15 protein-coding genes are annotated in these 19,955 nt (G+C 39.1%); 9 read left to right on the top strand and 6 right to left on the bottom strand.

Features of this window, described 5'->3' with window-relative positions; all coding sequences use genetic code 11:
* Positions 1-408: 408 nt before the first annotated feature.
* Positions 409-2,241 (bottom strand): tetratricopeptide repeat-containing diguanylate cyclase, encoded by a 1,833-nt coding sequence (locus GQR39_RS13680; protein WP_165735866.1) that lies wholly within the window; start codon positions 2,239-2,241, stop codon positions 409-411.
* 156 nt (positions 2,242-2,397) lie between these two features.
* Positions 2,398-3,315 carry a LysR family transcriptional regulator gene (locus tag GQR39_RS13675; RefSeq protein ID WP_206007862.1) on the bottom strand — a complete coding sequence of 306 codons (918 nt, stop codon included), beginning with the start codon at positions 3,313-3,315 and terminating at the stop codon, positions 2,398-2,400.
* Between the two features lie 80 nt (positions 3,316-3,395).
* Between GQR39_RS13675 and GQR39_RS13670 the strand changes: the two genes are divergently transcribed.
* The 4 genes from GQR39_RS13670 to GQR39_RS13655 all read left to right on the top strand — a co-directional run bounded on the left by GQR39_RS13670 (position 3,396) and on the right by GQR39_RS13655 (position 6,992).
* Entirely contained in the window at positions 3,396-4,535 is a 1,140-nt protein-coding gene (locus tag GQR39_RS13670) for an alkene reductase (protein WP_165735865.1), read from the top strand.
* A gap of 384 nt (positions 4,536-4,919) precedes the next feature.
* Positions 4,920-5,177, top strand: a complete 258-nt coding sequence (locus GQR39_RS13665; RefSeq protein ID WP_010554878.1) for a hypothetical protein — start codon at positions 4,920-4,922, stop codon at positions 5,175-5,177.
* Between the two features lie 378 nt (positions 5,178-5,555).
* Positions 5,556-6,320 carry a DUF6515 family protein gene (locus GQR39_RS13660; protein WP_165735864.1) on the top strand — a complete coding sequence of 255 codons (765 nt, stop codon included), beginning with the start codon at positions 5,556-5,558 and terminating at the stop codon, positions 6,318-6,320.
* Between the two features lie 171 nt (positions 6,321-6,491).
* Positions 6,492-6,992, top strand: a complete 501-nt coding sequence (locus GQR39_RS13655) for an RDD family protein (protein WP_007587274.1) — start codon at positions 6,492-6,494, stop codon at positions 6,990-6,992.
* A gap of 112 nt (positions 6,993-7,104) precedes the next feature.
* On the opposite strand, the gene lptG is transcribed toward GQR39_RS13655, so the two are convergent.
* On the bottom strand, positions 7,105-8,172 hold the full coding sequence (gene lptG, locus GQR39_RS13650; RefSeq protein ID WP_007587278.1) for an LPS export ABC transporter permease LptG: 1,068 nt from the start codon (positions 8,170-8,172) through the stop codon (positions 7,105-7,107).
* A complete protein-coding gene (gene lptF / locus GQR39_RS13645; protein WP_007587281.1) occupies positions 8,169-9,281 on the bottom strand; it encodes an LPS export ABC transporter permease LptF in 1,113 nt (370 codons plus the stop codon). Before lptF ends, lptG begins: the two co-directional genes overlap by 4 nt.
* Before the next feature lie 309 nt (positions 9,282-9,590).
* On the opposite strand from lptF, the gene pepA reads away from it, so the two are divergent.
* The 3 genes from pepA to GQR39_RS13630 all read left to right on the top strand — a co-directional run bounded on the left by pepA (position 9,591) and on the right by GQR39_RS13630 (position 14,608).
* On the top strand, positions 9,591-11,102 hold the full coding sequence (pepA, locus tag GQR39_RS13640; protein ID WP_007587283.1) for a leucyl aminopeptidase: 1,512 nt from the start codon (positions 9,591-9,593) through the stop codon (positions 11,100-11,102).
* Between the two features lie 150 nt (positions 11,103-11,252).
* Positions 11,253-11,699 (top strand): DNA polymerase III subunit chi, encoded by a 447-nt coding sequence (locus GQR39_RS13635; protein WP_007587285.1) that lies wholly within the window; start codon positions 11,253-11,255, stop codon positions 11,697-11,699.
* A gap of 53 nt (positions 11,700-11,752) precedes the next feature.
* Positions 11,753-14,608 carry a valine--tRNA ligase gene (locus GQR39_RS13630; RefSeq protein WP_165735863.1) on the top strand — a complete coding sequence of 952 codons (2,856 nt, stop codon included), beginning with the start codon at positions 11,753-11,755 and terminating at the stop codon, positions 14,606-14,608.
* A 113-nt stretch (positions 14,609-14,721) separates the two neighbouring features.
* Here GQR39_RS13630 and GQR39_RS13625 read toward each other — a convergent pair whose 3' ends face one another.
* On the bottom strand, positions 14,722-15,963 hold the full coding sequence (locus tag GQR39_RS13625; protein ID WP_165735862.1) for an outer membrane protein transport protein: 1,242 nt from the start codon (positions 15,961-15,963) through the stop codon (positions 14,722-14,724).
* Positions 15,964-16,257: 294 nt separating this feature from the next.
* Between GQR39_RS13625 and GQR39_RS20310 the strand changes: the two genes are divergently transcribed.
* Positions 16,258-16,581: a hypothetical protein gene (locus tag GQR39_RS20310; protein WP_007587288.1), complete on the top strand. Its 324-nt coding sequence runs from the start codon at positions 16,258-16,260 to the stop codon at positions 16,579-16,581.
* On the opposite strand, the gene GQR39_RS13615 is transcribed toward GQR39_RS20310, so the two are convergent.
* Positions 16,541-17,755: an HD-GYP domain-containing protein gene (locus tag GQR39_RS13615; protein ID WP_165735861.1), complete on the bottom strand. Its 1,215-nt coding sequence runs from the start codon at positions 17,753-17,755 to the stop codon at positions 16,541-16,543. The genes GQR39_RS20310 and GQR39_RS13615 overlap by 41 nt on opposite strands.
* 350 nt (positions 17,756-18,105) lie before the next feature.
* Between GQR39_RS13615 and GQR39_RS13610 the strand changes: the two genes are divergently transcribed.
* Entirely contained in the window at positions 18,106-19,869 is a 1,764-nt protein-coding gene (locus GQR39_RS13610) for a GNAT family N-acyltransferase (protein ID WP_165735860.1), read from the top strand.
* Positions 19,870-19,955: the final 86 nt, after the last annotated feature.

The following is a 19,955-nucleotide window of genomic DNA, read 5'->3' as shown; positions in this document are numbered from 1 at the left end:
ATTAAAAAAGCTCGTTAACTAAAATCGACCAGCACTTCATGATGCCCTAGCATGTCGCTTACTTGATATACTCATCGTGCCATTTTATTATTTTTTTGCTTAACTCCAGCCCTAAACCGCAGCCAATATTGGCAGGCCTGTTTGTGTTATGAGTCGCGTGTTGCATATCAGCTTGTGCGCTGTATTTACTTATAGAGATCTCGCTGTGCAATATGCCATTATCTTGATAGCTTGGCTGGCTGCTACATGCAGCAAGTGTGCAAGTAAAAAACCGGTTGAGTGCTTTTTAAAATAAACCATTTAATTATGCCTAATTCGTACCATTACATTAAGTGAATTAGCTTGCTATATTTTTCAATAATAAATAAAAATTACTAGCCGTTTAACAGCTCAGTAATTATTTAATTATTAAACCATTACTTTATTACGACCTGCATTTTTAGCTGCGTATAATTTTTCATCAGCTCGTCGAGATGCATCTTTTGGGGCTTCGCCCGCTTTAACTTCTACTACACCAATACTTACTGTTGATTTTATATGGAGTGAGGTATGAGTAACATTCTCAATATTTTCGCGTATACGCTGGGCAACTTCATGCGCAAAACTAAGTGCTGTATTAGGTAAAACAACTAAAAACTCTTCTCCGCCAACCCTACCTGCGCAATCTGTTTGACGAATGTTTTTTTCTATAAATTTAACTGTAGAGATAATAACTTCATCGCCAATATCATGTCCGTATGTATCGTTTACTTGTTTAAAGTGGTCTATATCAATAACAATTAATGAACACGCGCTCCCTAAAAACTCACTTTTTTTAATCGCGTTGTATTTAAATGCAAATATTGCTCTACGATTAGCGATATCTGTTAATTCGTCTTTTAATGCAAGTGTTTTGAATCGCTGTTTATGCTGAGTTTGTTTATAAGTTATGTAAGCTAAAATCAATATTAACCCAATAGAAAATAGCAACGATGCGATTTGCCAAAATGCTTTTTCATTAACTAAATTTAATAACTGCTCTTTTACCTCTGACGATTCTTTCAGTCTTGTTATTTCTCGTTTTTGCTGATCCCAGTCAAATGCTAAACGTTGAGAAAGTAATGTATTATCTGCAATTTCTTGCACTTTTTTATCTGCTATTTTTAATAACTCTCTTTGAGCTAAGGCTTCTTGCTGATAATTACTTTTTTGCACTGCTAATTCACGCTTAAATTCTAAAAAACGAGTTAAAGAGTCAACTGACCATACTTGAGAACTATTTTGTTCAAAATCTAAATAAAGAAGTTCCGCTTCATCTAGGCGGCCCTTTTTAATTAACCACTCAGCTGTTGTTATTGATTGAATAAATTTAATCCACTCACTATTTAGCGTTAAATCCCTAGCTTGATTTAAGTATTGTTTAGCCTCTTGCAGCTCATTTAATTGAATATTTATTTGTGCGATTTTAAAGAGTAGGTAAGCACTCCCTTCATCGTCTTCATACTTAGTAACGGCTGGGAGTATACTGTTGTACAGCATTATCGCTTTTTGGTAATTACCTTGGGCTTCATAAGCCTGGGCTAGGATATCTGTGGCTATGTACCACTCTTGCTCATTGTAATTTGTCAGCTCATTAATCGCTCTTTGTAATTGTTCTTCAGCCAGCAAAAAATTGTGAAGGTCGGCATGAATAAGCCCTATCTCTTTAAGTATGAGCGCTTTGTCGTAAGAAAAGCCGCCTTGTTCAAAGGAATTATAAGCTTGTTGAAATGCTAAAAAAGCTTGCTGATACGAGCCTTGCGAACGAAAAATCCTTCCTAAAATTAAGTTAGCTGTCGCATGTTGATAATAAAGCTCTGGATTTTTTGAGGATGCACTAATAACATTTTTAGTCATTGAAGTGGCTGTACTTACTTTGCCTTGTTGGTATAAATGAAATGCTTGGCATGTTTCTAAATCGAGTTTTAATTTAGGCGAGTCAGCTTTTTTGATTGCTTGATTAGCATCTGTCAGTAAATCATTTAATGCTATATGATTTTTGTCATTTTGGGAGTCATAAAACCAACACTTTACAGTTTTAACTCGAGCAGTATCGAGCACAGAAGGATAAGGTAGGTTGCGCTCTAACTTATCCATAAGCTCACGACTTTGACCACTCGTTAAATGTCCACTTAGTATTTTTTCAACATCTTCTTTTACTGCGTTAGCAAAGGTACTAAAACAAAGTAGACAGCAAAAAACACCAAAAAATAACTTAAACATTTAGCTTTATAATTCCTTTACCGCACTTAAAACACAATTGAAGGACACTGTAATTAGCTGACGACAATCTTTAATAACCATCGTTAATTATGGTAACAGTATTTGCTTTAATACTTACATTAATACTTACATTAATACTTGCATTAAAGTTTACTGTTATAGGTTTTGCAGCTGTTCTATCAACCATTTATGAATTGGGCTGTTATTGGTACGCGGATGCCATGCGGCTATAACTTTAAATGTAGGGGGCAAAGCTTCTATTTTTAGCTGTTTAACTTTGCTATTTGGTAATAATCTTGATGGGTAAAACGCTAGCATATCGGTTGTATGTAAAATGTCGGGCACCGCTGAAAAACTCGGTACCGACATTACAATATTACGTTTTAGCCCTTGGCTTTCAAACCACTGATCGTGCGAACCACGCAAATTAGCACGCGATGGCGACACCACTAGCTGTGAATGCTTTGCAAATTGCGCCAAACTCAAAGGTTCACTGTAAGTAGTGTTACCAATACCGGTAATACACAAATGCTGTTCTTCAAACAAAGTGATATAAGAAAGGTTGTCGGGTATAAATTCTGGAAAGCTTATCAGCAAATCAAGCTCGCCTGCCGTTATAAGTTGATTAACGTTGTCAGACGCAAAGTCGCGCACAATCAGCTTTAAACCTGGCGCTTCGCGGCGGGTAATATTAAATAATTGCGGCAATAAAGCCTGCGTGGCGTAGTCGGTTGCGCTTATGGTAAACACACCTTTATAAGTTTGCGGACTAAACAGCTCGGGCTCTAGTAACGATTCTAATTGCTTTAAAATATGATTAACAGGCGCCTTGAGTCCTTGCGCTTTAGGAGTAGCAACCATGTTATTACCTTGGCGAATAAACAAGCGATCGTCAAATAAGTCTCGTAGTTTTCGTAGTTGCTCACTAATAGCTTGTTGCGTTAACCCCATTTTTTTGGCTACTTGCGAAAGATTTTGCAGTTCTAATAAGCTACTGAGTACTCTTAACTGTTTTATATCGAGCCGACTAATACCATTCATAATTGTATGCTGCACAAAAAAGTGTTGTTTCAAATTGTATCCTTAAATCTCTATGCTGCCAATGTTGCTTAACCACTATTTAAGCCTTTGTTTGCTTTATAAGAGAATTTAAAATGAAATCAGAATTAGTTAATACCGCCCCTTTATTCTCATCAATTGAGCTTGGCCCTTTTACACTTAAAAACCGTATTGTGATGCCACCTCTTACTCGCTCTCGCAGCACTCAGCCTGGCAATATTCCTAATGAATTAATGGCTGAGTATTATGCGCAGCGGGCATCGGCTGGTTTTATGGTTACCGAAGGCACACAAATAGAACCTCGTGGACAAGGTTACGCTTGGACCCCAGGTATTCACTCGCAAGCACAAATTGAAGGCTGGAAAAAAGTAACACATGCAGTACATGCTAAAGGCGGTGTTATTTTTGCTCAGCTTTGGCATGTAGGGCGCGTATCGCACGCCACACTACAACCAAATTCAGGTAAACCGGTTGGCCCTTCAGATATTATTGCTGACAATGTAAAAGTATTTATTGAAACCGCACCTGGTGAAGGCGCATTGGCTGACCCAAGTGCCCCCCGTGCACTAAGTACTACTGAGGTTGGCGAGCTGGTAAACATGTATGCGCAAGCTGCACGTAATGCTCTAGAAGCAGGCTTTGATGGCGTAGAGCTTCATTGTGCTAACGGGTATTTAGTTAATCAGTTTATTTCTGAACATACTAATAACCGTGACGATCAATACGGTGGAACGCTTAGTAATCGCCTGCGCTTTTTAAAAGAGATAGTTGAAGCGGTAAGTGACGTTGTAGGCGCAAACCGTTTAGGTGTTCGCTTTGCTCCTTTATTTGAAAGCACAGATGAAACACGAGTGTATTTAGGACTTGTTGAATCAAACCCTCATCATACTTATGTACAAGCCGTTAAAGTGCTTGAGCAAGCAGGTATTGCTTACTTATCAATAGCGGAAGCTGATTGGGAAAATGCTCCTGATTTACCACAAGAATTTTATAAAGCAGTACGAGCTGAATTTTCAGGTCGCATCATTTATGCTGGTAAATACACAGTAGAAAAAGCGGTACGTATTTTAGGTGAAGGTTACGGTGACTTATTTGCATTTGGTCGCCCATTTATAGCTAACCCTGATTTACCAGAGCGTATAGCGAATAATTGGACGTTTAACGAGGCCGATGCAGCCACTATGTATGGCGGTACTGAAGTCGGTTATAGCGATTATCCTTTTTATCAAAAGTAGCCAACCTAGACTCTAAACGATATATGGAATTGGTATAGAACCGATACGGTTTTATACCTGGTAGCTTAATCAAGCTACCTGTTTTGAGGTAAGAAAACGGTGTTGATAACACTGCTGAATTTGTTATTAGTTGTTCTCGACAATTGCTCTTTCATTTCTCTACCTTCTGCATTTATGCAGCCATATATCAGTCATTTTTTAATAGAGTTAGCGTTAGATTGAATCTCTCAAATTGATTAAGTATTACTGCGGATTGGTATTAGCGTCAAGAATAGTAAAGATAAGTAAAAGGGTGTAAAGCCTCCCTACAGTTGCCCTGCATGCAGTTGGCATTCAGTTTCAAACGTCAATACTAGCCATGTTAACCACAAACGAGGCAATATTATGAAACTTACATTTATACTACCTGCACTATTAGTTATTGGCACTTTATCTAGTTCTGCATTTGCAGCACCACATGATAGATATACAAAGCAAGAATATAAAAAGGTTCAGCTAAAACGAGAACTGAAAAAAATTAACCAGACTAAGGTAATCAAGTATGTTCCAGTTAAAGTTGTTAAAAGAAACGTTAATAACACAGCATTTGTTAAAGTTAATGTCATAACGTATCACCCTAGCCTTAAATTTATTAAAAGATAAATACGCACTTTAAAATATAAAGTCATGTTTGCGGCAATAAACAACGTGCCGCAAACTTAGCTTTTTACACCACTTAAATTCTATTATTGGTATTTTCCCATCTAAAATGCACGGAAATAACGTTTTCTAAACACAACAAAAAAGTCCAAATACATAATTTAATAGCAATATTATTAAAATATCTCTCGTAATAAATATACTTAAAAAGAACAGAATTACCCTTAAAAATCGTCAAAAACTAGAGATTATGTCAAGAACCGTCAGTAAAATGTAAAAAGCTGTAAGCATAGCTCCGTTTGCTGTTGTATGTCAGTTAACATTCAGTTTGAACCGCTAGTATTGAACCCAGTTATGTAAAAACATAAACGAGGCAATACTATGAAACTTACTTTTTTACTACCTGCACTGCTCGCCATTGGCGCAGTATCAGGCTTTGCGCTTGGAGCACAAAACGAGCGAGAGAATGATAAAAGCTTTAAACGTGACCACGACAAACGTGTTGAATATAAACGCGATGAACGCCGCCATGAAAAAAAGCAGCGTATTGAGCATAAAAAAGAAAAACGAGAAGACCGTAAACAAGAAAAACGTAAACTTGCTAAGTACAAGCAGGAAAAGCGTGAACAATACCGCTACAACCAGCGCAAATATAACTACTTAACAAACCATAATAATTCAGTCGCTTACAGACAAAATCGATTTACAAACCATTTACCACGCAATAGCGCATCGATTAGATTTAATGGTATTTCGTTTACGTTTAACGACGGCCTTTACTACCGTAAAGCTAAAAGAGGCTACCATGTAGTTACGCCTCCTAGAGGCCTGCGTATAAATACGCTACCAAGAAATTACAGGCATTTTAAGCATCACAATACCACCTACTACACATATCAAAACGTGTATTACGTCGCAAATAATGACGGTTATACAGTGGTTGATGAGCCACCAACCCGTCTTAATCAGGCAATAAAAGTGGGGAATGTGAATGATTATAGCTTGGGCCAAACTTACGATTCATTGCCTCAAGCAGCGCAGGCCGTAATAATTAACTCGCAGCAGTATTTTAAATACGGCGATATTTATTTTTTACCGCAAATAAGTGGTGACGACATAAAATACCTTGCTATCAAGCTAGGTTAAATCCGCTATAAATTAAAAGGCCTTGCTACCAATAGCAGGGTCTTTTTCATTTCCCCTATAGGTAATAACTTAAAGCAATAAAATCAATTCCCTCTCTAAACATTAACATGTCTTAGTATTTGTAAGCTTTTTTGCTAAACTAGCTCGCATATTAATAGTGAGAGTGTATTTATGTCGGGTGAGTTTCCACGTGCTGGTTTTTGGCGCCGTTTTGCGTCGTTAGTTTACGATACGTTAGCCATTATTGCGTTTGCGATGTTAACTGTAGTGCTGTATTTATTTGCAGTACAAGGGCTTATTTCTCTCGATGTAATTAGTTTAAATGGCGCAGAGGATGTATCTGCCTTTATTCAAAATTCAAATCTTCTTTCGGGTATTCGTACAGCTCTTTTAATTATTGTTACCTTAGTATTTTTTGGCTACTTTTGGACTAAAAGCGGGCAAACCATTGGCATGCGTGCATGGCGTTTAAAAGTACAAACTCTCGAGGGTAATTTAATTAGCTGGCCGCAATCAATTATCCGCAGCGTTAGCGCTTTACTCGGTTTAGGTAATTTGGTGGTGTTAGTAGATTTTAAAAACAAAAAAGCACTGCAAGATTACATCTCTAAAACAGAAGTTATTGCGCTTACTAAAGAAGAAAACAGACGTATTTATAGTGAGCTTGATTAATACCAACTTTTCGAATCGTGAGTTAAGCGGTAATTAAGCAGTAATTAAGCAGTAATTAAAAAGCAAAAAGGGTGACCAGTGGTCACCTTTTTTCATGCTTTGAATAGGCACTTTATACCCGTTTATTCATCAAATATGTCGCAAAGCCTATAAATATAATACTGGGTAATACCGCACCTATAATGGCAGGTATTTGGTAAACCATAACGACAGGGCCAAATATTTCATTAGTTAAGTGAAACACAATCCCCGTTACAACACCCATAATAATGCGTGCGCCCATAGTAACGGTACGCAGCGGGCCAAATATAAACGAGAGCGCCACCAGCAGCATTACCGCAACAGATACTGGCTGCATCAACTTACGCCATAGAGCAAGCTCGTAGGTACTTGTGTCTTGTTCGTTTTGCTCTAAGTAACTTAAATACGACCAAAGCCCAGTAAATGAAAGTGACTCCGGTTTTACCGAAACAACCCCTAACTTTTCAGCTGTGAGTTGCGAAGGATAAAACTCTTCTGGTAATTGCTCTGTTGTGGTTTTTTCGCTAGTAATAATAACCTTATTTACGTCACGAAGTAGCCAGCCTTCTTTTCGGCTTAGTGCATCTCTTGCTTTAGTAATTTGGGTAAGCTCTAACGATTTATCAAAGTGGTACATGTGTACCCCGTTGAGCCTGCCGTTTTCATCAACATCTTCAATATTAATAAAATTATTGCCGTCTTTAGCCCATACACCTTTTTGTGTATTAAACACATCGCCGCCATGTATTGCTTGGTTACGCATTTCTTTAGCGTGTAATTGCGCTTCAGGTGCACCCCATTCGCCAAGAGCCATCATGCATACAGCCATAAATATGGCTGTTTTCATCACAGAGCCAATTATTTGTAAGCGCGACATACCGGCGGCTTGCATCACTACCAGCTCACTGTTTGAGGCAAGTGCCCCTAAACCCGTTAAGCCACCAATTAGCGCAGCCATCGGAAAAAACACCACTAAATCGCCAGGTATTGTGTAAAGCGTGTAAAGCATTGCGGTCATTAAGTCGTAACTGCCGCGCCCTACCGACTTCAACTGGTCGATAAATTTAATTAAGGTGCTAATACCAACAAGTACCAACAATGCAAAGCCGGTAGTTTGTAAAATACTGCGGCCTAAATACCAATCAAGCGTTTTCATCATGAGCCTAACTCCCGCTTAGTTACTACGGCTTTAAGCCAAGCGCCCAGCGGTCGCCCTTTTATAATTAATAACCCACCTATAAACAAGGCACTTAGATGAATCCACCACAAGCCGATTGAAGGCGGGATTTTGCCATCTTCAACTGCAAATTTAGCGGCATTTAGTAAAATAAAATAGCCTAAGTACAAGCTAATAGCAGGCACTAGTTTTGCAAATTTACCTTGGCGAGGATTAACCACACTTAGCGGCACTGCGAGTAAGGTAAGTAGTGGGATTGATAACGGAATAGCGAGTCGCCATTGCCATTGAGCAATAGATTCAGGAGTGTTTATAGCCAATAATTGGTTAGTTGGCACAGCCTCTAATTTACGGCGTTGATGCTCTATTTCTTGTTCTCGTATTTGTACGCTGTAACCATCAAATTCTGTTAAGTTAAGTGCAGGCGTTGTGCCGTCTGTTTCGTAACGTTTACCGTCTGTTAGTACTAGCTGTTGCTCACCATTTACGGCTTCAACCACAACACCTTGCTGTGCATATACTAAGCGCGCTAGATTGCCTTTTTCGCTATCAGGTAACTGTGCAACAAATACCTTATTGAGCTCTTTGCCGCCTTTTTCAATATTATGAATAAACACCACGGCTTTTTCGTTACCGGTTTCTTGGAACCGCCCAGCTCTGAGCGCAGATAACCCCGCATCGGCTTTGGCTTGTTCTTTTAATTGATACTCTTGCTCGCTTGCCCACGGCGCTATATACATAGTCAATGCAGCGGCTAATATGGCAAGCCCAACGCTTGATATAAGCGTTACGCGCACAACATACCATTCACTTACGCCACAGGCTTTAAGCACGGTCATTTCGCTATCGGCGTATATACGGCTGTAAGCCAAAATAATGCCTAAAAATATACTCAGCGGAAGTATTAGCGAGGCTAGTTGTGGAAGCTTTAGTGCAATCATCGATAGCACTAATTTAGCAGGAATACTGCCCTCAGAGGCATCACCTAAAATACCAACTAACTTTTGTGACAAAAAGATTGTCATTAAAGTTAAAAATACGGCGACCTGCGATTTTAAAACCTCAGCGGTCAAATAACGGAAAATTAGCAATGCTCGCCCCTGTTAAACATGGAATTTCACTACGATAGTGAGAATTGAATAGTTAAATAGCTATTTTACCCAATTAATACCGGCAAATAGGCTATTATTATAAGCCATCAAATTTAATTATCCTACCTAAGTGCACGATATAATGTTGCATTAGTAGCCCTTAAGCATATAAAGTTCAATTACACAGTAAGAGTCTAGCAAAATCAGCTAAAATTAAAATTATCCGCACATAAGTTACGTAGATAAGACTAGAAAATACTTTTTTAGCCCCAACTTACTAACTTAAATGACTCAAAATCAGGAGTGACAATGGAATTTAACGTAAAAAGTGGTAGCCCAGAAAAACAGCGCAGCGCATGTATTGTGGTTGGCGTTTACGAGCCACGTAGGTTATCCCCCATTGGTGAACAACTCGATAAAATTAGTGATGGCTATATCTCTAATTTACTTCGCCGTGGCGACTTAGAAGGTAAGCCAGGCCAAGTTTTATTATTGCATCATGTACCCAATGTATTAAGCGAGCGCATATTGCTTGTTGGTTGTGGCAAAGAGCGCGAGCTTGATGATAAGCAATATAAACAAATTATTTCTAAAACTATTAATACCTTAAACGAAACAGGCTCTATGGAAGCAGTCTGCTTTTTAACAGAACAACACGTTAAAGGTCGCGACACTTACTGGAAAGTTCGTCAAGCAGTAGAAACAACGCAAGATTGCTTATATACGTTTAACCAATTAAAAAGTAAAAAAGTAGACCCTCGTCGTCCACTTCGTAAAATGGTGTTTAACGTACCAACACGACGCGAACTAACGATTGGCGAAAGTGCCATTGAGCATGGTTTAGCCATTGCTGCAGGTAGTAAGCTGTGTAAAGACGTGGCTAATATGCCACCAAATATTTGTAACCCAGTGTACTTAGGCGAGCAAGCACAAGAGTTGGCGACTAATTTTGACAACATCACTGTTGATATTATTGGCGAAAAGCAAATGGCAGAACTAGGTATGAATTCTTACCTAGCTGTTGGCCGAGGTAGTGATAACGAATCAATTATGTCGATTATTAACTACAAAGGCGCCGCTGACGACCAAGCCCCTATTGTACTTGTTGGTAAAGGCTTAACGTTTGACTCAGGCGGTATTTCATTAAAACCAGGCGAAGGCATGGACGAAATGAAATACGACATGGGCGGCGCTGCAGGTGTTATTGGCGCAATGCGTGCACTTGCACAAATGCAATTGCCAATTAACGTTATTGGTGTTTTAGCTGGCTGTGAAAATATGCCTGGCTCAAACGCGTATCGCCCGGGTGATATTTTAACAACAATGTCGGGGCAAACAGTTGAAGTGTTAAACACCGACGCTGAAGGTCGTTTAGTATTGTGCGACGCACTAACGTACGTTGAACGCTTTAATCCAGATACCGTTATTGACGTAGCAACACTTACTGGCGCTTGTATTGTAGCCCTTGGCGCGCATGCGACTGGTTTACTATCAAACCATAACCCACTTGCACACGATTTATTAAAAGCGTCTGAGCAAAGTGGCGACCGTGCATGGCAGTTACCGTTATGGGATGACTATCAAGATCAGCTAGAAAGCCCATTTGCTGACTTTACAAACTTAGGTGGACGCTCTGCGGGTACTATTACTGCGGCATGTTTCTTGTCTAAATTTACTAAAAAGTATCATTGGGCGCATTTAGATGTTGCCGGTACAGCGTGGCGCAGCGGCGCTAAAAAAGGCGCAACGGGTCGTCCTGTTCCAATGCTTACTCAGTATTTATTAAATAGAGCTGGCGTAAGTGAAGCCGCTCAAGATTAAACACACTGTTTAACTACTTATAAGGCGCCATTTGGCGCCTTATTTATTTGTGTATTAATTGAAGCAAACCCCGTTATATGGCAAAATCTGCCTCTTAATTTATGTATATCAATTTGGTATACATTCAATGTCATGGGAAACCCCGATACAATGAACATGAACGCTAAATTTTTCGTTCTAAAGCAACAAGATGAGTCTAAAGCGAAGGCTGACGATCATTTTGCTTTGGCTGCTCAAATTGCGGCCGATCAGTATCGAAATGGGCAGCGTGTGTTTATTTGTGTTAACGATAACGAAGCAGCCTGTGCCATTGATGAAATAATTTGGGCATTCGATCCAGATAGTTTTGTGCCACATAATTTACAAGGTGAAGGCCCTAAAGGCGGCGCACCTGTAGAAATTGGTATTACGCCACCTGTTGGCAATCGTAAAGTTTTAATTAACTTGGCTACTCAGTTACCGGATTACATTCGTCGGTTTAACCAAGTTTTTGATTTTGTACCCGTAGAAGCAGCGGCTAAACAAGCAGCCCGCGAGCGTTTTAAAAAGCTACGCCAACTCGGTGCCAATCTCACCACGCAAGATATTAATAGCTAGCCAATCAGGCAAACTAACCAACTAATTTAAGTACTTATTTAAGGTTCTGTGTAATGGATAAAACCTACAATCCGCAAGATATTGAACAGTCTCTATATCAAGACTGGGAACAAAAAGGCTACTTTAAGCCATCTGGCAAAGGCGTACCATATTCAATTATGATCCCGCCGCCAAATGTCACTGGTAGCTTACACATGGGCCACGCCTTCCAAGATACAATAATGGATACCCTAACGCGTTTTAAACGTATGCAAGGTAACAACACATTATGGCAAGTAGGTACTGACCACGCAGGTATTGCAACGCAAATGTTAGTTGAGCGTAAACTGCATGCCGAAGAAGGCAAAACACGCCACGATTTAGGCCGCGAAGATTTTATTAATAAAATCTGGGAATGGAAAAAAGAATCGGGCGGCACTATTACCAAACAACTTCGTCGCCTTGGCGCATCGGTTGATTGGGATCGTGAACGCTTTACCATGGACGATGGCCTATCTGAAGCCGTTAAAGAAGTGTTTGTACGCCTTCACAAAGAAAACCTAATTTACCGTGGTAAACGCCTAGTAAACTGGGATCCTAAATTACACACTGCTATTTCTGATCTTGAAGTTGAAAACAAAGACAAAAAAGGCCACATGTGGAACTTACGTTACCCACTAGCTGATGGCGTTACAACGCAAGACGGAAAAGACTACATTGTAGTAGCAACTACGCGTCCAGAAACCATGCTTGGCGACTCGGGTGTTGCAGTAAACCCTGATGACGAACGCTACATAGATTTAATCGGTAAAGAGATTTTATTACCTATCGTTAATCGTCGTATTAAAATTGTTGCTGACGAACATGCCGATAAAGATAAAGGCACGGGCTGTGTAAAAATAACCCCAGCGCACGACTTTAACGATAACGAAGTGGGCAAGCGTCATCAAATGCCGATGATCAACATTTTCGATAAAGACGCCGCTATTTTAACCCAAGGTGAAACATACACCTTTGACGGTAAAGAGCTTGAGTTTGATGCGCCAATTCCTGAGCGCTTGCGCGGGCTTGATCGTTTTGCAGCGCGTAAAGCAATTGTGGCAGAATTTGAAGAACTAGGCCTACTTGAAAAAATTGAAGACCATGGTTTAACGGTTCCTTACGGCGATCGCTCTGGCGTGGTAATTGAGCCACTACTTACCGACCAATGGTATGTACGTGTTGCACCACTTGCTGAACCTGCAAAAGACGCTGTTAAAAATGGCGATATTCAATTTGTACCTAAGCAATACGAAAACATGTACTTCTCGTGGATGAACGACGTACAAGATTGGTGTATTTCACGCCAGCTTTGGTGGGGTCACCGTATCCCAGCTTGGTACGACAATGAAGGTAACGTATTTGTTGGTCGCGACGAAGCTGAAGTACGCCGTGAAAACAACATTGCAGATAGTGTAACGCTAAGCCAAGACGAAGACGTACTTGATACGTGGTTCTCATCAGCGCTTTGGACTTTCTCTACACAAGGTTGGCCAGAAAATACCGATGATTTAAAAACCTTCCACCCGTCTGACGTGTTGGTAACTGGTTTTGATATTATTTTCTTCTGGGTTGCACGCATGATTATGATGACGCTGCACTTTGTAAAAGACGAAAATGGCAAACCACAAGTTCCGTTTAAAACCGTATATGTAACTGGCTTAATACGTGACGACAATGGCGATAAAATGTCTAAGTCAAAAGGTAACGTACTTGACCCACTAGACATGATTGACGGCATTGAACTTGAAGACCTAGTACAAAAACGTACTGGTAACATGATGCAGCCAAAACTTGCCGCTAAAATCGAAAAAGATACGCGTAAAGTATTTGCAGGCGGTATTGAAGCACACGGCACCGACGCCCTTCGCTTTACCCTTGCTGCAATGGCATCTACTGGTCGTGATATTAACTGGGATATGAACCGCCTTGAAGGTTACCGTAACTTCTGTAACAAATTATGGAACGCGAGCCGTTACGTATTAATGAATACAGAAGAGCAAGACTGTGGTTTTGCAAACGGTGCTCAAACGGAGCTTTCATTAGCTGACCGCTGGATTTTAGGTCAATATGAAGCAACCGTTAAAACCTACACAGAGCATTTAGATAACTACCGTTTTGACTTAGCTGCTAACACACTTTACGAATTCACTTGGAACCAGTTTTGTGATTGGTACTTAGAGCTAACTAAGCCGGTATTATTTAAAGGTAATGAAGCGCAGCAACGTGGTACACGTAATACACTTATTACCGTACTTGAAAGCTTACTGCGTTTAATGCACCCAATGATGCCATACATCACTGAAACTATTTGGCAGCGTGTTGCGCCACTTGCAGGCCTTGAAACAGCAAACACCAGCATTATGGTTCAGCCGTTCCCTGTATATAATGAAGCAAGCGTTGATGCTAAAGCAATGGACGACTTAGAGTGGGTTAAACAATTCATTTTAGCTATTCGTAATATTCGTGGTGAAATGGATATTAGTCCAAGTAAACCACTTAGCGTATTACTTGCTAATGCATCGAGCGACGACGTGCGACGCATTGAAGAAAACAAATCATTTTTAGCATCACTTGCAAAAATTGAAGAGTTTACAATGCTTGAAAACAAAGACGACGCACCAGCATGTGCAACGTCTTATGTTGGCAACCTTGAGATCATGATCCCAATGGCGGGCTTAATTGATGTGGAAGCCGAGCTTTCGCGTATTAATAAGCAACTCGAAAAAGCAGAAAAAGGCCTAGCACAAGTGCAAAACAAACTCGCTAACGAAAAGTTTGTAAACAACGCACCAGAAGCTGTACTTGCTAAAGAAAATGCAAAACTAGCTGAGTTTAGCGATGCTAAAACTAAGCTACTTGAGCAAAAAACTAAAATAGAAAGTTTATAAGCTTTCATAAAATGCCTATTAACACTATTTAATAGGCATTAAAAAAGCCGCTCACTTTAATTAAAGTGAGCGGCTTTTTTGTGCCCTGTGATTAACCACAAGACACTTCTACATTAAAACTTGTAGTTGTACTGAGCACCAACTAGTACTGCGTGACCTTTAGATTCAAAAGCCCACTGACTACCTGAGTCATCAGTTTCTGTAAACGTTTGTGTTTTACCACGGATAATACTCACACCAAGATCAACATTAGAGTTTTGATCAATTGTGTAGTTACCACCAAACGAGAACCAGAAACGGTCTGTATCAGGAATAGAGATTGATAAGTGCGTTTGTGATACCGGCGACTCATCAAATGCAACACCAGCACGAAGTAGTATGTCTTCATTTAACTGGTAATCAGTACCTACTGAGTAGCGGAAAGAGTCAGAGAAGTCTTCTGTTTTTTCAAAACCTTGCTCTGGTGGTAAACCAACTTCAGCTTCTAATTTGTCAAAGCTACTCCATCCAGTCCATAGTACGCTGTAGTGTAAACCTAACTTTTCATCTAACTGATGTGAACCAGAAAATTCAGCGATAGCGGGTAGAGTAATATCAACAGAACCTGAGCGCTCAGCGATACCACGTGCAGCGCTTGAATAAGTTCCTTCAAATGTTATATCTGTTTCTGTACGATAATTAAAACCAAAACGGCTATTTTCATCAAGTTGATACATTAGGCCAACATTTAAGCCGTAGCCAGTATCATCACCCTCAAGATCAACAACGTTCGTTGAACTTGGAACGCCAAAAGGGTTTACACCTATTTTTCGAACTATAGTTGCATCAGCATAAATTACATTTAGGCCAACACCAAAACTAAACTGCTCAGTTACTTTATAGGCAACACTTGCATTCATATTAACTGTAAAAATCTCAGTCTCACCCGCAATCTGGCCTGCGGCGTAGTCATCATTAAATTTAGTTGACAAACCAAAGTTAGAAAATGCACCAAAACCAATCGATACTTTATCGTTGTAAGGCATAGTAAAGTAAGCTGCTGGTACCACTGCACTTGGTGCAATGCTATCGTCATCTAATGAAGATTGATCAATACCAGTTGGCGCGCCTTCACCTTCTAAGCTTACATCTGGAATTACACCAATAGCAGCAACACTTAGTTGCTTTTCTTTAAATAAAGTCATTAGTGCAGGGTTACGTGCAACTACAGACGCGTCGTCTGCGATAGAAGCTTCACCAGCGTATGCACGGCCTAAACCCGATGCATTTTGCTCTGATAATTGAAACGCAGCTGCAAAGCTATCAGCTGAAACAAATGCAAGCGAAGCTGCAATAATAGTTTTAGAAAATTTCATTGTTGAGTCCTTAACCAAACTGACCGTCTGGGTACTATGTGTGTTGTTATTAGGATTTAAAACTTGGCTACACTACCTTAATTTTTTGTAAAAAACTCTATGAAAGTGTCAAAAAACAGCAAAAAAACCGGTTTTTAACCACATTTTAACGACAAATTAACGGTAATTTAAAACTCATCGGACTAGAAGTGTGGTATTAGAGTAAACACTCTAAATGTAATTAATTATCATTTAGATTGACTTGAAATTAGTAGCAACTTACACTCATTATAAAATCGCAATGGAAGTAAAACTGTGATCATTTTATTTATTATTACAGGGCTAATATTTTGTGGGGCGAGTGTGTTTTGCTTTTACAAAGCAAACTACTGCGCATGTACTCAAGCAGGACAATGCGATAACCCCGTAAACCATTATTGGTTAGGGGCAATGTTAAATGCGTTGATCTCTTTAGCGCTGTGTTGTTTTGCATTGCACGTAGAGCTAGGCACTTTGTTATGGTTAACACTGATGGGAAATTGCTTTTTGGGTGCGTTTATTTCTGCAAAACAAACTAAAAAAAGGCAATGCAGTAAGGCTAGTTCAGCAAATGCTCTTTTAGCAGGCGAGACAAATTAATCTGATAATCTAAGGGCTTAACACTTGATAGTATTTTAAGCTCTTGGGTGTGCTCACTTAAATCGATGTCTTTCGGTGTAACATGATGATTGTGCTTAGCGTTATAAAATAGCTTAATTTTAGGCTTAATAGGATTAAGTACATTTCCCTCAAGCACTAGCGCTAAACGCTCATTCGTTAATTTTACAATAGTCCCTACCGGATGAACCCCTAAACACTTTATAAAACGCTGTACTAACTCACCATCAAACAATTGCTTATTGGCTAATAAGTACCGCAATGCGTTGATTGGTTCATCACCATCTTGATGCATTCTATCGGCAGTCATTGCATCGTACACATCTACAATTGCCATTATACGCGCTGGACGACTTAACTTCTCTGCCTGTAGGCCTCGCGGATAACCAGATCCATCTAAGCGTTCATGATGATTTACTATCATATCAAGCATAAGGGGGGTTATACCCTTCTCGCCTTTAACTAAACCCAAACCTTGTGCTACATGCTTTTTAATGGCTAAGAGCTCATTATTAGTAACCTTAGTTGGCTTTGAAAATATACCTTGGGGTAATTTAGCTTGGCCTAAATCATGAAGTAACGCCCCCATTGCAAGCTCTTGTACAACAGCCTGCTCATACCCTAAGTATTTAGCAAATACAGCGGTAAAAATGGCGCAGTTGATCATATGCCGCCAGTTATAGCTGTGTTTATCTTTTATACGAGTAAGAATAGTCATGGCGTTAGCGTTACGAAAAACTGAGCTGACTATTTCGCTGGCTATTTCATCAAGCACTTTTATATTAACACTCAGGCCAGATGTTAAGTCACCGTATAACGACTGTAGCTTTCGGCCGTGCTGATCGTAATTTACAGTCGCTTTAGCAAATTCTTGTTCGATTGAGATTGCTATAGGTGTTTTTTCTGCTTTTTGTTGGCTATTAGATGTTTTAGGTATGCTTTGAGGTTTATATTTGGCAGGAACTGGCGCATCACCTTTAGTAAAATCAATCAGTAGCTCAAGCACACCTTCAGAGACTAAACGCTTAATAATAGATCTATCGCGTACCAAGCCACTGGTCTTAATTTTTATGCTATTGATCCCTTCATGTTGCTTAGTAACGCTATCAACGTACATACCAGGAGTAAGCTCGGACACGGGCAAAGTAATTAGCATAAAGGCGGGATTTTCTATTAAGGAATATGTACCTTAAATAGCATTAATTAAGCCTAAAAGTCTAGTTTTTGAGTTGTAAGTAGTTATATATAACTAAAACTATAATTTACAGCCTTATTAGAGCTGTAATGTAATTCTGATTATCTTAATTTTTAATAATTAAATGCTTTCTCTCAACTACACTGAAGTGTTTACCACTAAAAAACATGTGATTTAGCTATATAATTTATCTAATCATTATAAAAAAGCGAACTTTATTAACCTTTCTTGAACATAATATTGTTTTGCCTCGGTCTCAATATACACAGCACTTAATAACAACTGCTTTAAATTCTTAAGAGTACTAATATATGACAAAACTAAACCAACCCGTATCAAACCTAAGTGTGGCTGCAATAAACACAGCCTCGCCTTTGGGTCATATATTAAAAATAGCCGCTCCACTGCTTGATAGCCTATTGGGTATAAATAAACTGCGAGATATTTACCTCTCTAATAATTTATCGGGTTTGGATAAACAAGAGTTTAGTGAAAAGCTTTTAAATGTATTGGGTATTAATGTACTTGGCGCACAAGGTGTTATTAACAAAATACCAAAGCAAGGCCCTTGCATAGTGGTATGTAACCACCCTTACGGCATGGTTGAGGGCGTAATAATTGCAAAATTGCTCACCCATTATCGTAGCGATACAAAAGTAATGGCTAACGTTGGTTTAAAAATATTTACAGAAATTAAAGACTATTTTATTTTTGCTAATCCGCTAAAGCCAAAAGCAGCCATTAATACCAGTGCAATTAAACAGTGTTTTAAACATGTAAATAACGATGGTTTACTTGTGGTTTTTCCTGCTGGCAGGGTTTCGTTTTTTCAATCAAAAAAACAACGTGTAACCGACGGACAATGGAATCGCTTAGCGGCTCAACTAGCCTTAAAAACACAAGCCCCTTTATTACCTGTGTTTATTAGTGGTCAAAATAGCCCTATGTTTTACAATTTGGGACGCATTTACTACCGATTTAGATTATTAATGCTAATACGTGAATTACTTAAAATTCAAAAAAGGTCCATTAATTTAGGTGCTAGTAATTTACTTACACCCAAGTTATTAAATAAATTTGAGAAAACTGACGACATTAACGATATTGCGCGCCTGCTTTGTTATTTAAACGATGAACGCTTTGTAACACCTTGGCAAGACGATGCGCAATCAATGCAACTAAAGGCGATTATGCAGGATGTTGATAAAACAAAAATGACGAGTGAACTTGCTAGCTTACCAAACGTGCAGCACTTATTAGACTTTAAAAGTTACTCCGTTTATTACGGTTATCAAGATCAAATACCTAATTGTGTTACTGAAATAACACGCCTTAGAGAAATAACCTTTCGTACATTAAACGAAGGAAGCGGCGAGCCATGTGATACCGATAAGTTTGACGCAACTTACATGCATTTATTTATTTTTGATCATAAAAATGAAGAGATCATTGGAGCTTATCGAATTGGACAAACTGATTTATTACAAAAAAATAGCGACGTGAGCGCCCTTTATTTATCGCAAATGTTTAATTTTGAACCCTCTTTTATTAATCAACAACAGCCGTGCTTGGAAATGGGTCGCTCGTTTATAGTTCAAAAACATCAAGGCAGTTACCATGGCTTATTACTGCTATTTAAAGGGATCGGTGCGTTTATGGCGCAAAACCCACGTTATAGGACTTTATATGGCACGGTTTCATTAAGTAAGCTTTACGACCCTCGTTCTGTCGCAATTATTGACCATGCTATGGTTAATAATAAACAAGGTGTTAGCGCCAATACGCCTTTTAATAATAAAATTCATCCAGAGTTTGAAGACTTCATTAGTGATCACACGTTAAACATAGATCATGTATCAACATTGGTTATGGGAATAGAAGAAGATAAAAAAGACATACCGATTTTATTAAAGCAATATCATAAGCTAGGCGCTCAATTTCATTGTATGGGAATTGACAGTAACTTTAATCACACCCCAGGATTACTTTTAAGTGTGCACCTACCAAGTGCGCCTGAAAAGCTACTTAAGCTCTACCTTGGTGATAAAAAAGATGATTATATAAATCACTCATAATTTTCATCTGCTGTATTAATACAGCAGATGAAAATAGAGCAACAAAAAAGTCGACGCAATTAATTGCGTCGACTTTTTTAGTTATG

Origin of the sequence: Pseudoalteromonas sp. C8, assembly GCF_011378685.1 — a bacterium.
In the GTDB taxonomy this organism is placed as follows: domain Bacteria; phylum Pseudomonadota; class Gammaproteobacteria; order Enterobacterales; family Alteromonadaceae; genus Pseudoalteromonas; species Pseudoalteromonas arctica.
The sequence above is the reverse complement of the archived record's forward strand: the minus strand, read 5'-3'. Positions and strand labels throughout refer to the sequence as shown.

Bases quoted from the DNA above. Each gene is read 5' to 3' on its own strand.
- GQR39_RS13610 (WP_165735860.1), top strand. From the start codon at position 18,106: ATGACAAAACTAAACCAACCCGTATCAAACCTAAGTGTGGCTGCAATA.
- lptG (WP_007587278.1), bottom strand. From the start codon at position 8,172: ATGATGAAAACGCTTGATTGGTATTTAGGCCGCAGTATTTTACAAACT.
- GQR39_RS13665 (WP_010554878.1), top strand. From the start codon at position 4,920: ATGAAACTTACATTTATACTACCTGCACTATTAGTTATTGGCACTTTA.
- GQR39_RS13680 (WP_165735866.1), bottom strand. From the start codon at position 2,241: ATGTTTAAGTTATTTTTTGGTGTTTTTTGCTGTCTACTTTGTTTTAGT.
- GQR39_RS13630 (WP_165735863.1), top strand. From the start codon at position 11,753: ATGGATAAAACCTACAATCCGCAAGATATTGAACAGTCTCTATATCAA.
- pepA (WP_007587283.1), top strand. From the start codon at position 9,591: ATGGAATTTAACGTAAAAAGTGGTAGCCCAGAAAAACAGCGCAGCGCA.
- GQR39_RS13635 (WP_007587285.1), top strand. From the start codon at position 11,253: ATGAACATGAACGCTAAATTTTTCGTTCTAAAGCAACAAGATGAGTCT.
- GQR39_RS13660 (WP_165735864.1), top strand. From the start codon at position 5,556: ATGAAACTTACTTTTTTACTACCTGCACTGCTCGCCATTGGCGCAGTA.
- GQR39_RS13625 (WP_165735862.1), bottom strand. From the start codon at position 15,963: ATGAAATTTTCTAAAACTATTATTGCAGCTTCGCTTGCATTTGTTTCA.
- GQR39_RS13655 (WP_007587274.1), top strand. From the start codon at position 6,492: ATGTCGGGTGAGTTTCCACGTGCTGGTTTTTGGCGCCGTTTTGCGTCG.
- GQR39_RS13670 (WP_165735865.1), top strand. From the start codon at position 3,396: ATGAAATCAGAATTAGTTAATACCGCCCCTTTATTCTCATCAATTGAG.
- GQR39_RS13615 (WP_165735861.1), bottom strand. From the start codon at position 17,755: ATGCTAATTACTTTGCCCGTGTCCGAGCTTACTCCTGGTATGTACGTT.